Source organism: Paracoccus sediminilitoris (genome assembly GCF_003259195.1).
Classification (GTDB): domain Bacteria; phylum Pseudomonadota; class Alphaproteobacteria; order Rhodobacterales; family Rhodobacteraceae; genus Paracoccus; species Paracoccus sediminilitoris.
On sequence record NZ_QJPK01000003.1, the window covers coordinates 17223 to 30546 of the forward strand.

Annotated in this window: 13 protein-coding genes and 1 tRNA gene; 4 read left to right on the forward strand and 10 right to left on the reverse strand. The window is 66.1% G+C overall.

What is annotated here, in order from left to right; genetic code table 11:
- Nucleotides 1-206: 206 nt before the first annotated feature.
- The gene (locus DKT70_RS05710) at nucleotides 207-614 is read right to left on the reverse strand and encodes a YHS domain-containing (seleno)protein (RefSeq protein WP_111558246.1); all 408 of its coding nucleotides are present in this window, start codon (nucleotides 612-614) and stop codon (nucleotides 207-209) included.
- A gap of 93 nt (nucleotides 615-707) precedes the next feature.
- Nucleotides 708-1511, reverse strand: coding sequence for a 23S rRNA (guanosine(2251)-2'-O)-methyltransferase RlmB (rlmB, locus tag DKT70_RS05715; protein WP_111558247.1), 804 nt, complete (start codon nucleotides 1509-1511; stop codon nucleotides 708-710).
- 122 nt (nucleotides 1512-1633) lie between these two features.
- Between rlmB and DKT70_RS05720 the strand changes: the two genes are divergently transcribed.
- Together DKT70_RS05720 and DKT70_RS05725 are read left to right on the forward strand one after the other, a co-directional pair.
- Nucleotides 1634-1717: transfer RNA gene (locus DKT70_RS05720), tRNA-Tyr, on the forward strand.
- Nucleotides 1718-1925: 208 nt separating this feature from the next.
- Nucleotides 1926-2894, forward strand: a complete 969-nt coding sequence (locus DKT70_RS05725; protein WP_325048031.1) for a hypothetical protein — start codon at nucleotides 1926-1928, stop codon at nucleotides 2892-2894.
- 36 nt (nucleotides 2895-2930) lie between these two features.
- Here DKT70_RS05725 and mgrA read toward each other — a convergent pair whose 3' ends face one another.
- Together mgrA and ileS are read right to left on the reverse strand one after the other, a co-directional pair.
- A complete protein-coding gene (gene mgrA, locus DKT70_RS05730; RefSeq protein WP_111558249.1) occupies nucleotides 2931-3980 on the reverse strand; it encodes an L-glyceraldehyde 3-phosphate reductase in 1050 nt (349 codons plus the stop codon).
- The gene (gene ileS / locus DKT70_RS05735; RefSeq protein WP_111558250.1) at nucleotides 3970-6882 is read right to left on the reverse strand and encodes an isoleucine--tRNA ligase; all 2913 of its coding nucleotides are present in this window, start codon (nucleotides 6880-6882) and stop codon (nucleotides 3970-3972) included. Before ileS ends, mgrA begins: the two co-directional genes overlap by 11 nt.
- A gap of 209 nt (nucleotides 6883-7091) precedes the next feature.
- Between ileS and DKT70_RS05740 the strand changes: the two genes are divergently transcribed.
- A complete protein-coding gene (locus DKT70_RS05740) occupies nucleotides 7092-7919 on the forward strand; it encodes a DUF6635 family protein (RefSeq protein WP_111558251.1) in 828 nt (275 codons plus the stop codon).
- Between the two features lie 9 nt (nucleotides 7920-7928).
- Here DKT70_RS05740 and queF read toward each other — a convergent pair whose 3' ends face one another.
- The 6 genes from queF to DKT70_RS05770 all read right to left on the reverse strand — a co-directional run bounded on the left by queF (nucleotide 7929) and on the right by DKT70_RS05770 (nucleotide 12628).
- Nucleotides 7929-8390: a preQ(1) synthase gene (gene queF / locus DKT70_RS05745; protein WP_111558252.1), complete on the reverse strand. Its 462-nt coding sequence runs from the start codon at nucleotides 8388-8390 to the stop codon at nucleotides 7929-7931.
- A gap of 82 nt (nucleotides 8391-8472) precedes the next feature.
- Nucleotides 8473-9111 carry a trimeric intracellular cation channel family protein gene (locus tag DKT70_RS05750; RefSeq protein ID WP_111558253.1) on the reverse strand — a complete coding sequence of 213 codons (639 nt, stop codon included), beginning with the start codon at nucleotides 9109-9111 and terminating at the stop codon, nucleotides 8473-8475.
- Nucleotides 9108-9557, reverse strand: a complete 450-nt coding sequence (gene rnhA / locus DKT70_RS05755) for a ribonuclease HI (RefSeq protein WP_111558254.1) — start codon at nucleotides 9555-9557, stop codon at nucleotides 9108-9110. The genes DKT70_RS05750 and rnhA overlap by 4 nt, the downstream gene beginning before the upstream one ends.
- The gene (locus DKT70_RS05760) at nucleotides 9550-10149 is read right to left on the reverse strand and encodes a glutathione S-transferase family protein (protein WP_111558255.1); all 600 of its coding nucleotides are present in this window, start codon (nucleotides 10147-10149) and stop codon (nucleotides 9550-9552) included. The genes rnhA and DKT70_RS05760 overlap by 8 nt, the downstream gene beginning before the upstream one ends.
- A gap of 28 nt (nucleotides 10150-10177) precedes the next feature.
- A complete protein-coding gene (gene ispH, locus DKT70_RS05765) occupies nucleotides 10178-11134 on the reverse strand; it encodes a 4-hydroxy-3-methylbut-2-enyl diphosphate reductase (protein WP_111558365.1) in 957 nt (318 codons plus the stop codon).
- A 63-nt stretch (nucleotides 11135-11197) separates the two neighbouring features.
- On the reverse strand, nucleotides 11198-12628 hold the full coding sequence (locus DKT70_RS05770; protein WP_111558256.1) for a cobyric acid synthase: 1431 nt from the start codon (nucleotides 12626-12628) through the stop codon (nucleotides 11198-11200).
- A 72-nt stretch (nucleotides 12629-12700) separates the two neighbouring features.
- Here DKT70_RS05770 and secG point away from each other — a divergent pair, with 72 nt between their 5' ends.
- Nucleotides 12701-13273 (forward strand): preprotein translocase subunit SecG, encoded by a 573-nt coding sequence (gene secG, locus DKT70_RS05775; protein ID WP_111558257.1) that lies wholly within the window; start codon nucleotides 12701-12703, stop codon nucleotides 13271-13273.
- Nucleotides 13274-13324: the final 51 nt, after the last annotated feature.

Here is a 13324-nt window from a genome sequence, read left to right on the forward strand (position 1 = left end):
TCCGACCTCCCTGCCCTGCACCCTGAAGTTGAGCGAGCCTCTCATAGAAAAGGCGCCCGGACCACAAAGTGGCCGAGCGCAAGTCACGGAACGAGGGACAGTGATCTGAACATGACCGTTCCGGGGCCATGTTCCATGAGGTAAATGGGCATCACCCCCAAATGGTTCCACCCGCATCACGAATTCGTGACTACACCGGCGAATCGTCAGTCGCCGCGCCAGGCGGTCCGGGCATGCTTCAGCACTGTTTCGCTATTCTGCCGAAGCTTGCGTTCTGCCGCGCCTGATCGCAGCAGATAGAGATGCCCCTTGATGATCGCAAAATGCCGGGGATCACCGCGCTGCGGCTGCCCCTCGGACAGAGAGACCGGGCAGATGCCGTCGAAATCGGGCGCAAAGCTGCGGGGATCGGATTCGAACCGGGCGCGATTTTCCTCGGACGCGAAATGCCACAGCTTGCCCTGCCACATGGTCGCGATGTCGCTGCGCCCCGGCACGGCGCGACCCGCATCGGCATAGCCGACCGGATCGAAGCCACCCAAGGCCCAGTCCTGAGCCTGGACCGGCAGGGACGACAGCATCGTCAAGGCAAGGCTGAAAACAAGGTGGCGCATGGAAACCCGGGTCCTGTCAGAGGGAGCCTCTATGTGACAGCGCCCGGGCCGATTCTCAACGCGCGTGACATAAACGTCGCAGGGTTGTGATAATCAGGCACCGCTTGCGGCGTAAAGGCCGATGGCGGCCGCATTGGACACGTTCAGCGAACCGAAATCGGCGGCAAAGGGGATGCGGGCGACGTGATCGCAGGTCTTCAGCGTCAGTTCGCGCATTCCCGGACCTTCGGCGCCCATCACCAGGCAGACGGCGCGACCCTTCAGGTCATCCATCAGCTTGGGCAGCGATTCGGTCCCGGTGCCGTCCAGACCCACCAGGATGAAGCCCATGCCCTTCAGCTGGCTCAGGGCCTCGGCCAGGTTGGGCACCCGCAGATAGGGCTGGCGCTCCAGCGCCCCGGACGCGGTTTTCGCCAAGGCACCCGTTTCAGGGGCCGAATGGCGATGCGGCGCGATGACCGCCCGCGCGCCGAACACCTCGGCCGATCGCAGGATCGCACCGATGTTGTGGGGATCCGTCACCCGGTCCAGTGCCACCAGCAGCGGCCTGCGTTCGCCCGGCGCCTCGCGCAGCGCGACCTCCGACAGGCTGCCCCATTTCAAGGGCTTCACCTCAAGCGCGGCCCCCTGATGCACGCTTTCCGCCGAAAGCGGCACGGCCTTGTCGAAGACGCGCGAATCCGTGACTTCGGGTTCCATCCCGTGCAGGTCGCCAAGCCGCGCCAGAGCGTTCTGCGTGACCACCAGCCGCAGCTTGACCCGCTCGGGATTGGCCAGCGCGTCGCGCACCGCGTGCAGACCGAACAGCCAGACGGTTTCGGCTGCGGCCGCGCGGCGGGCGCGTTCCTTGTCGATGACCCAGGTGGGCTTTTTCGAATTTCCGGTCTTCTCGGCCATTTTCAGTGTCCTTTCATGCCCACCCTCTCTGCGCGGGACGACGCAATCGCGCAAGCCCCGGAAATCTGCTTGACGCCCCCAGACGGGGAAGTTAATCACCCCCCACGCCGAAAGCGATCGGCGGGCGACGTGCTGCAAGGTGCGGCAGCGGACTGTAACTCCGCCGGGGAGACCCACGCCTGGTTCGATTCCAGGGTCGCCCACCACTTTCGATCTTCCACCCCGGAATCGAAAGTCGGTGACCGACAAGCCTGTCTGACAGGCATTCCCCGATCAAGAAAATCTTCCATGGGTTCCGCGGGCTTGTGCGATCACCCGGGCTTTTGATTCGCGGGATCTGCGGCTAACATTCGATGCAGTGGAAAAGCGGCCGGGGTCATTGTGTCAGCACGCAGGAAGAAGCAGCCGAATCTGTTGATCATCGCGCAGGCCGGGCGTCTGCAATACGAGGCGATCATCTTCCTTGCCAGCCTGCGCGCCTCGGCCCCCGGATGGACGGGTCGCGTCATTGTCGCCGAACCGCGTGCCGAAGGGGCCTGGGCCGGCCATGACACGGTGATCGCGGATGGCTGCCGCGACCTGATCACCGGTTTCGGCGCCCAGATCGTGTCCTTCACCGCGACGCATTTCGGCGCCTCCTATCCGCAGGGCAACAAGATCGAGGCCTTGCAGGTCTTGCCGGCCGGGGAGCCTTTCGTTTTCTTCGACACCGACACGCTGGTGACCGGTGCGCTGGATCAGGTCGCCTTCGATGCCCGCCGCCCCTCCGCCTCCATGCGGCGCGAAGGGACTTGGCCCCTGCCCCCGCTTTACGGTCCGGGCTATGCCGGGATCTGGAAGTCGCTCTATGAACGGTTCGGCCTGGAATTCGCTGGCACGCTGGACCTGACCCAGCCCGATGAACATTGGGAGCGGTTTCTTTATTTCAACGCCGGCTGGTTCTTCGGGGCCGATCCCGCCGAATTCGGCAGACGCTATCTGGAGTGGGCACTGGCCCTGCGCGATGATCCCAATGACGAACTGGCCTGTCAGGCGATGGACCCGTGGCTGGACCAGATCGTGCTTCCGCTGGTCATCCACAGCCTGGGGGGTGGGCGTCCGGGGCCGGAGCTGGATGGCTTGGACGGGGGCATCACCAACCATTACCGCAAGCTGCCGCTGCTTTACGCGCAGTTCGATCACCACGCTATCGACGTCCTTGAGGACGCCGTCGCCCCCAAGCCGATCAAGCGCGTGCTGCGGGATTGGGAACCGGCCCGCAAGCTGGTCTATCAGCAAAAGGGGCGGACCAAGGTCCAGCCCATCTTTGCCGACCGACCCCATCCGGTGAAGGAAAAGGTGATTCGCAACCAGCTGAAAAGCCGCGGCTGGTGGCTGATCTGATCGTCCCGCCGCCGGGTTGCCCCGGCGGCGGGACGATCACTGGCCGGCGCCCTCGGACGATCGCGCCCAGATATTGACGTCGCCCTTGGCCGACAGCGTGTCGATCCTGGCGATCTCATCCTCGGAAAAACTTGTGTTGCCAAGCGCACCCACGCAATCGCGCACCTGTTCGGGCCGCGAAGCGCCGATCAACGCGCTGGTCACGCGCCCGCCGCGCAGCACCCAGGCCACGGCCATCTGCGCCAGCGACTGACCGCGCGCCTGCGCGATGTCGTTCAGCCCGTTCAGCCGGGTGATCATGTCGTCGCTCAGCCAGTCCGGCGACAAGGACTTGCCCTGCGCCGCGCGGCTGTCTTGCGGAATGCCGTTCAGGTATTTGCCCGTCAACATCCCTTGCGCCAGAGGCGTGAAGACGATGCTGCCGATGCCCATATCGTCCAGCGTGTCCAGCAACCCGTCGTTTTCGACCCACCGGTTCAGCATGTTGTAGCTGGGCTGGTGGATCACGCAGGGCGTGCCCAGATCCTTCAGGATCGCCGCCGCTTCCCGGGTCCGCGCGCTGTTATAGCTGCTGATGCCGACATAGAGCGCCCTGCCCGACCGCACGATGTGATCCAGCGCGCTCATGGTTTCCTCCAGGGGCGTGTCAGGATCGAAGCGGTGCGAATAGAAGATGTCGACGTAATCCAGCCCCATCCGCTTCAGCGACTGATCGCAGCTGGCGATCAGGTATTTCCGGCTGCCCATCTCGCCATAGGGACCGGGCCACATGTCATAGCCGGCCTTGCTGCTGACGATCAGCTGATCGCGATATCCGGCGAAATCCTGGCGCAGAATGTCGCCGAAGGCCTCTTCGGCGCTGCTTGGGGGCGGGCCGTAATTGTTGGCCAGGTCGAAATGGGTGATCCCCAGGTCAAAGGCCGTGCGGCAGATGTCGCGCTTGGTCTGATGGGGCGTGTCATGGCCGAAATTGTGCCACAGCCCAAGGCTGATCGCGGGCAGCTTCAACCCGGAGCGACCGCAGCGGCGATACTCCATCGCTTCATAGCGGTCGGCCGCGGGCTGCCAGCGGTTCTCAGTGACCATGGGACAGCACCTCGTCGCAGCGGGCGCAGACGCCGGGGTGCGAATGCTTGCCGACATCGGGCAGGATCTTCCAGCAGCGCTGGCATTTCTCGCCCTCGGCGGTTTCGAAGACGACGCCGATGCCCGGAACCTCGGACAGGCGGAAGGCTTCGGACGGCACCGGGTCGCGGGTCAGCGACAGATCCGAGGTGATGCAGATATCCGCGAACGCCACCGATTGCAGCGCCGCCAGCGTGTCCGCATCCTCGACATGGATGACCGGGGCTGCTTCCAGGCTGGCGCCGATGGTCTTGTCGCTGCGCTTGACCTCCAGCGCAGCGGTGACGACGCGGCGGGCGCGGCGGACCTTGTCCCACTTGGCGGCCAAGGGCTCGTTCAGCCAGTCGGCGGGCGTGACGGCAAAATCATGCAGGTGGATGCTGTCATCGTCCGAAGGGAAGCGCGACAGCCAGACATCCTCCATCGTGAAGGGCAGGATCGGCGCCAGCCAGGTCACCAGGCGATGATATAGCAGGTCCAGAACCGTCCGCGCCGCGCGACGGCGCGGGCTGTCGGCTGCATCGCAATAGAGCGCGTCCTTGCGGATGTCGAAATAGAAAGCCGACATTTCCAGCGTGCAGAACTGGAACAGCGTCTGGAAGACACCCTGGAAGTCGAACTGGTCATAGCCGCTGCGGACCTGATGATCCAGCTGCGCCAGACGGTGCAGGACCCATTGCTCCAGCTCGGGCATCTGCGCGGGTTCGACGCGTTCGGATTCGTCGAATTCCGACAGCGCCCCCAACAGGAAGCGCAGCGTGTTGCGCAACCGGCGATAGCTGTCGGCCGTGCCCTTCAGGATCTCCGGCCCGATCCGCTGGTCGGCGGTGTAATCGGCCTGCGCCACCCACAGGCGCAGGATATCGGCGCCATATTGTTCGATCACCTTGGCAGGTACGATGGTGTTGCCAAGCGATTTGGACATCTTCATGCCCTTTTCGTCCAGCGTGAAGCCATGCGTGACCACGTTGCGATAGGGCGCGCGGCCCTTGGTGGCCGATGCCTGCAACAGCGAGGACTGGAACCAGCCGCGATGCTGATCGGTGCCCTCCATATAGACATCCGCAATGCCATCCGGCACGCCGTCCTGGCGGTCGCGCAGCACGAAGGCATGGGTCGATCCGCTGTCGAACCACACGTCCAGCACGTCCATGACCTGATCGTAATCGTCGGGATCGGCGATGCCCTCAAGCATCTGCGCCTTGAAGCCGTCGCGGTACCAGACGTCGGCACCCTCTGCCTCGAAGGCGGCGATGATGCGGTCGTTCAGACGCGCGTCGCGCAGCAGGAAATCGTCCGCCGTCGGCTGGACGCCTTTTTTCATGAAGCAGGTCAGCGGCACGCCCCAGGCACGCTGGCGCGACAGCACCCAATCCGGACGGTTCGAGACCATGGAATGGATGCGGTTGCGCCCCGATTGCGGCCACCATTTCACCAGCTTGTCGATGCTGGTCAGGGCGCGGGCGCGGATGCTGTCGCCATGCTGGCCCATGCCGTCGTTCAGCGGCTTGTCGATGGCGGCGAACCATTGCGCGGTGTTGCGATAGATCAGCGGCGCCTTGGACCGCCAGCTGTGGGGATAGCTGTGCTTGACCTTGCCCTTGGCCAGCAGCGCGCCTGCCCAGGCCAGCTGCTTGATGACGCTGACATTGGCGGGGCCGTCCTTGCCGTCGGGCGCGATGATCGCCTGTCCGCCAAAGATCGGCAGATCGGCGCGATAGCTGCCGTCGGGTTCGACGTTATAGGTCATCGGCAGCTTGAAGCGCAGGCCCAGCTGATAGTCGTCATCGCCGTGGCTGGGCGCGGTATGGACAAAGCCCGTGCCCGCGTCATCGGTCACGTGATCGCCCGGCAGCAGCGGCACGTCGTAGTCCCATTCGCCCTGCCCGCCTTCGACGCCGCGCAGTGGGTGGGCCAGCATGACCCCCTCCAGATCGGCGGCGGAAACGTCGGCCACCCGGGTCCAGTCCTGAACCTTGGCCGAGGCCATCACGCCCTCGGCCAGCGCATCGGCCAGAACCAGCATCTCACCCGTCGCGGCGGTGGCATTCTCGGCGACCTCACCGACCTTATAGAGGCCATAGGCGATGTCGGGATTAAAGGCGACGGCGCGGTTCTGCGGGATCGTCCAGGGCGTCGTGGTCCAGATGACCACCGAGGCGCCCTGCAGCGCATCGCCCACAGGCTTGAACCGCACCCAGATCGTGTGGCTGGTGTGGTCGTGATATTCGACCTCGGCCTCGGCCAGCGCGGTCTTTTCCACGGGCGACCACATCACGGGCTTGGACCCCTGATAGAGCGACCCGTTCATCAACAGCTTCATGAATTCGCCGGCGATGACGGCCTCGGCGTGGTAATCCATGGTCAGATAGGGGTCGTCCCACTTGCCGGTGATGCCGAGACGCTTGAATTCGTCGCGCTGGATCGACACCCAGTCATCGGCGAAACGGCGGCATTCCTGGCGGAACTCGACCACGTCGACGGCGTCCTTGTCGCGGCCCTCGTTGCGGTATTTTTCCTCGATCTTCCATTCGATGGGCAGACCGTGGCAATCCCAGCCCGGAACATAGCGCGCATCGCGGCCCATCATCTGATGGCTGCGCACGATGATGTCCTTGATGGTCTTGTTCAGCGCGTGGCCGATATGCAGGTGGCCGTTGGCATAGGGGGGGCCGTCATGCAGCACGAAGGGCGCACGACCTTCCGCCCGTTCGCGCAGCCGGTCATAGATGCCGATGCGGGCCCAACGGTCCAGCCATTCGGGTTCGCGCTGCGGCAGACCGGCCCGCATGGGGAAATCGGTCTGGGGCAGAAAGACGGTATCGCGGTAATCAGGGGTATCGGCGCTGTTTTCGGCGGCCATCGGGGCGTTCCTTTGAAAGATGTTCGGACAAGGCTGACCCGGCAGCGTGAAGGGTCACGCCACCGGGCTGCTAATTCGAGATCCGAACGCCGGAAATTCCATGGCACCCTCTATAGGAAGCGCGGCAAGGCGCTGCAAGCGGGGAACCTTGGCCGTGGCGGTCGCGCCTCCCGCAGGCTAAGCTGAGCCCATTCACCCACGAGCGTCCCATGCATCCCGCCCCCCTGCGATCCCGCCTGTCCCGTCGCGACGCGCAGCTGCGCCGCTTCGTGGCGCGCCGCTATGGCATTCGCGGAACGCTGGCGCTGCACCGCCACGCCTTCGGCGCCGATCTGCTGCGCGCGCCGGTGAACGTGATGCTGGCCCCCGTGGCGCTGATCGCACAGATCACGGCGGCACTGCTAAGGCGTCTTGGGGCCGTGCGGGCGGGCGCGCGGATCGGCGGCTGGCGGATCTTTCTGGCCTCGGACATGTCGCGCCACATCCACTGCGACCTGATCACCCTGATCGCCGATCTGCAGGCCCAGGGCCTAGGCCCCGATGCCCCGCCCGCGCTGATCGACCGCGCCCTGCGGACCCATGTCGAAACCCGCAATGCCGTGGCCGAGATCACGACATCGCTGATCGTGCTGCTGTCGGGGTTCCTGCTGTTCCAGCGCGCGACACCGGGGCTGATTTCGCTGGCGGGTCCCTTGGCGCAGATGCGGGCGCATGAGGCCGCCCTGCGCGACTTCGCCTTGGGCGAAACGCTTGGTGCCGCTTGGTATTGGGCCTTTCCGATGGAACTGTCGCCGCTTTACGTCGTGGCGACCGGGGTCGGGCTGGCGCTGATCGGGTCGGTCGTGACCACATTCGCAGGCATCATCGCCGATCCAGTGCAGACCTGGACCGGCATCCACCGCCGTCGTCTGTCCCGCCTGATGGCCCGGATCGAGGCGCAGGCCGACAGCGCCGCCCCCGCCCCCGAACAGCTGATGGCACGGATGGGCGATCTGGCCGACACGCTGTCGGTGATCTGGCGGTCCTGGCGCGGCTGAGGCGCGGGGTCAGCCGCGCCCGCGATAGGTCGGCACGCCCTGATCAGGCAGCCACAGCCCCTGCGGCACCGCCCCCGTCTGCCAGAAGACGTCGATTGGCATGCCACCCCGCGGATACCAGTACCCGCCAATGCGCAGCCATTGCGGGTCCAGCAGTTCGGCGATGCGCTTGCCGATGCCGACGGTGCAATCCTCGTGGAAGGCGCCGTGGTTGCGGAAGCTGCCCAGGAACAGCTTCAGCGATTTTGATTCGACCAGCCAATCGCCGGGGACGTAATCGATGACCAGATGCGCGAAATCCGGCTGGCCGGTGATCGGGCAGAGGCTGGTGAATTCGGGCTGGGTGAAGCGCACCGTGTAAAGCGTACCGGGCTGCGGGTTCGGGACCCGCTCCAGCACGGCCTCCTCGGGGCTTTGCGGCAACGTGGTATTCGCGCCAAGCTGGGTCAGCGCGTCGGTGTAATGGCTCATGTCGATGGCTCCTGTTTTGACCGGGTGGGCTGCGACCGGAGCGGACCCGATACCAGCCCCGCGCTCCCGCGCCAAGAGGGTCCTAGCCGCGCGTCCGAGGGGGACGGGGCTTATAGACCGGCAGCTGCCATCCCCGGTGCAGGCTGCCCGCGCGCAGCACCCAGACCACGACCGAACAGGCGACCAGCGCCTGCCCCTGCGGCAGGCCGGCCCACAGCATCGCAACGGCCGTGACCGCCCCGCCGAATGCCGCGGTCAGGTACAGCTGGCCCTGTTTCAGGACCAGCGGCACCTCGTTTCCGACCACGTCGCGCATCAGACCGCCGAAGGTGCCGGTCACGACGCCCATGATGATGATGATGACAGGCCCGAAGCCGCCCTCGATGGCCACACCCACGCCCGCAGCCACCGCCACGGCCAGCGCGACGCTGTCCAGCCAGATCAGCCATTTGTAGCGGCTCTCGAAGAGATGCGCCGTCCAGAAGACGACCAGCGCCGCCACTGCCGCGATGACGACATAGGCAGGCTGTGCCACCCAGAAGACCATGTCGCGCCCCAGGATCAGGTCGCGCAGCGTGCCGCCGCCCACGGCGGTCAGCGCCGCCATGAAAATGAAGCCCACCGGGTCCAGCTGGGCGCGGCTGGCCACCAGCGCGCCGGTGATCGCGAAGATCAGGACCGACCCGTAATCCAGCATGGCGACGAAGGCCTCGGGCGTCATTTGAAGGGGGCCATGCCACCGCGGGCCAATTCATCGGCGCGTTCGTTTTCGGCGTGACCGGCGTGGCCCTTGATCCAGCGCCATTCGACCTTGTGGGTCTTCTGCGCCTCGTCCAGACGCTGCCACAATTCGACATTCTTGACGGGCTTGCGGTCGGCGGTCTTCCAGCCGTTGCGCTTCCAGCCGTGGATCCACTGGGTGACGCCGTTCTTCACATAGGCGCTGTCGGTGACGATCACGATCTGGCTGGGACGGGTCAGGGTCTCCAACGCGCTGATGGCGGCCATCAGCTCCATCCGGTTGTTGGTGGTGGCGGCCTCGCCGCCGGCCAGTTCGCGTTCCTTGATGACGGTTTCGCCGTCCATGGCACGCATCAGCACGCCCCAGCCACCGGGGCCGGGATTGCCGCTGCAGGCGCCATCGGTCCATGCGAACAGGTCAGGCATCCAGCACCCCCGGCATGGCCGCGATCCGGTCCAGCCAGCGACATACTGCGGGGAAGCGGTCCATGTCGAAACCGCCCCGCGATCCGGCGGTGCAGGTGTAACCATAAAGGCAGATGTCGGCCAAGCTGACCATATCGCCCGCCAGCCAGTCGTGATGGGCCAGACGGTCCTCCATCACCTGCAGCAGGGCGTGGCCACGGTCCAGCAGGTCGGCCAGACGTTCGGGCGTCGCATCGGCCACACGGTGGGGATAGCTGACCAAGGCCTGTCGCACGGCGATGACGGGTTCGTGGTTGTATTGTTCCCAGAACATCCAGCCCAGCATCTGCGCGCGGGTCACGGCATCGGCGGGGACAAAGGCGCTGTCCTCGCCCAGATACCACAGGATGGCGTTCGATTCGGCCAGCAACTGCCCATCATCTAGCACCAGCGCCGGCACCTTGCCATAAGGCAGCACCCCATCCGCCTTGGCCTGCGCCAGCGCCGCCGATCCATAGTCGCAATCGATGATCTGGACGGGCTTGCCGGTCAGGGCCAGCAGGATCCGGACCTTCAGGCTGTTGCCCGAAGAGGGCATGGAATAAAGCTGCATCTGATCCTCGTGTGGCCTTTGGGGCGCGTCAGGCGGGTTCGCGCAAGACGCGCGGCACCTTGAATTCCACGTTCTCGACCGCAGTCTCGACCACTTCCAGCGTCACGTCGAAACGCGCGCGGAAGGCATCGACGACCTCGTTGACCAGCACCTCGGGGGCGCTGGCACCGGCGGTGACGCCCACGGCCCGCGCACCGTCGATGGCGCGCCAGTCGATCTGATCGGCCCGCATCACCAGCTGGGAATAGGCGCATCCCTCGGCGCGCCCGACCTCGACCAGCCGCTTGGAGTTGCTGGAGTTTTCCGCCCCGATCACCAGCAGCGCATCGATCTTGGGCGCGACCGCCTTGACCGCCGCCTGGCGGTTGGTGGTGGCATAGCAGATGTCTTCCTTGGCCGGGCCCACGATGGCGGGGAACCGTGCCTTCAGCGCCGCGACGATGGCGGCGGTGTCATCGACCGACAGGGTGGTCTGGGTGATGAAGGCCAGCCGGTCGGCATCGCGCGGCGCGATGGTCCCCACATCGGCCTCGGTCTCGACCAAGATCACCTCGCCCTCGGGCAGCTGACCCATGGTGCCCAGCACCTCGGGGTGGCCGGCATGGCCGATCATCACCATCTGCAGGCCGTCGGCATGGTGACGCTCGGCCTCGACATGGACCTTGCTGACCAGCGGGCAGGTCGCGTCGACATAGACCATCTGGCGGCGCTGCGCCTCGGCGGGGACGGATTTCGGGACGCCATGGGCGGAAAAGATCACCGGCCGGTCGGTCGGGCAATCGTCCAGCTCCTCGACGAAGACGGCGCCCTTGGCCTTCAGCGAATCGACCACGAACTTGTTGTGCACGATCTCGTGCCGGACAAAGACCGGGGCGCCCCATTTCTGCAGCGCCATTTCAACGATCTTGATGGCCCGGTCCACGCCCGCGCAGAAACCGCGCGGCGCAGCCAGGTAAAGGGTCAACGGGGGCTTTTGATGTTCCATGCCCATCAGGTAGCGCGCGGCAGGCGCTTCGTCCAGCACCCGCGCGGTCACATCTGCCATGCGTCAGCGCGCCACCGCCAGCAGGCCGCCCACATCCATATGGGTTTCCAGGTGATCGGCCAGATCGTCCAGCGCCTGATCGACGCCCGCCTCGTATCCCGGTGCCGAGGTCGCGCCCAACCGCGCCAGAAAGGCCGCCCGGAACCCGTCATCGGAAAACAGCCCGTGCAGATAGCTGCCCATCACCCGCCCATCCGCGCTGATCGCGCCGTCGGGGTCGGGCATCATCCCGAAGGGACGCGCGCAATCGGGACCGGTGGTGCGCCCCATGTGGATTTCGTATCCCCGGACCGGCTGACCAAGCGCCTGACCGGCGACCTGCACCACGCGCTTGTCCGGCGCCATCACGGTCCGCACGTCCAGCAGACCCAACCCCGGCACCTGCCCCGCCGTGCCGTCGGCCCCTGCCGGATCGTCGATCACCTGCCCCAGCATCTGGAAGCCACCGCAGATGCCCAGCACATGCCCAGCCCGCCGCAGATGCGCGGCCAGGTCGATATCCCAGCTCTGCGCACGCAGGAAGGCCAGGTCGCCAATGGTGGATTTCGTACCCGGAATGACCACCAGGTCGGCATCGCCCGGAATGGCCCGCCCCGGTCCCAGCATGGTCAGCCGCACGCCCGGTTCGGCGGCCAGCGGGTCCAGATCGTCGAAATTGGCGATCCGCGACAGGGTCAGGCAGACGACGTGCAGCCCCTGCCCGCCACCGGCGCGCAGATCGACCGCATCCTCGGCCGGCAGGCGGTGGGCGCCCGCGAACCACGGGATGACGCCAAAGCCGGGCCAGCCGGTGCGGTCCGCGATCATCGCGTAACCATCATCGAACAGACGCGGATCACCGCGGAACTTGTTGATCAGGAAACCGCGCACCATCGCCGCGTCCTCCGCATCGATAACCGCCTGCGTTCCCACGATCTGGGCGATGACACCGCCCCGGTCGATATCGCCCGCCAGCACGACGGGCACCCCTGCAGCGCGGGCAAAGCCCATGTTGGCGATGTCGCGGGGACGCAGGTTCACCTCGGCGGGGCTGCCCGCGCCTTCGACGATCACCAGGTCATGGGCGGCACTCAGGCGGCGAAAGCTGTCCAACACGCCCTCCAGCAGGCGCGGCTTCAGGGCCGCATAATCGCGGGCCAGCGCCCGTGCGATGGGGCGTCCGTGCAACAGGACCTGCGCCCCGGTATCGGTTTCGGGCTTCAGCAGCACGGGGTTCATGTCGGTCACAGGCTCCAGCCCGCAGGCACGGGCATGCAGCGCCTGCGCGCGCCCGATCTCGCCCCCATCGGCGGTCACGGCGGCATTGTTGGACATGTTCTGCGGCTTGAAGGGGGCGACGGACAGGCCCCGCCGCCGTGCCGCCCGGCACAACCCCGCGACCAGCAACGACTTTCCGACATTCGAGCCGGTGCCCTGAATCATCACCGCAACCATGGGACACTCTTGCTTGCCATCATCCCCTGAGGTGACTAGATAGGCCCGTCCGCAAATGAAAGGCCGAAAGCCGTGGAAAACGTCATTCTGACCGTCCATCTGATCCTGGCAGTCCTGTTGGCCGGGGTTGTCCTGCTGCAACGTTCCGAAGGGGGCGGGCTGGGCATGGGCGGTGGCGGCGGTGGCGGCGTCATGACCGGACGCCAGGCTGCGAACGCGATGACGCGCCTGACCTGGATCTTTGGCGTGGCCCTGTTCTGCACCTCGATCGCGCTGACCATCCTTGCGGCACGCCAGGCCACGAACGGGTCGATCATGGACCAGTTCGGCGGCGCGGAAAGCCAGGAACAGTCCGAGGGCAACCTGCCCACGCTGCCGGCATACACCCCGCCACCCGCGACCAGCGGCAATCCGCTGACGCCCCCGGCACCCGAAACCGAAGCGCCGGCAAGCCAAGCCCCCGCGACGGCAGCCCCCGAAGTGGAAGCGCCAGCCGCCGCCCCGACCGAGGCACCGGCAGAACCCGCCGCAGAAGCGCCTGCCGCAGCGCCCGCCGAGGCACCTGCTGCGGAACCGGCGCCTGTGGCACCGCCGGCGGCCGAAGCAGAAGCCGAGCCAGCGACCGACGACCAGCCCGCCAACTGAGGCTGTCACGACAATCCATGGGCGGGGTCACCTGCCCGACACCAACTTGCG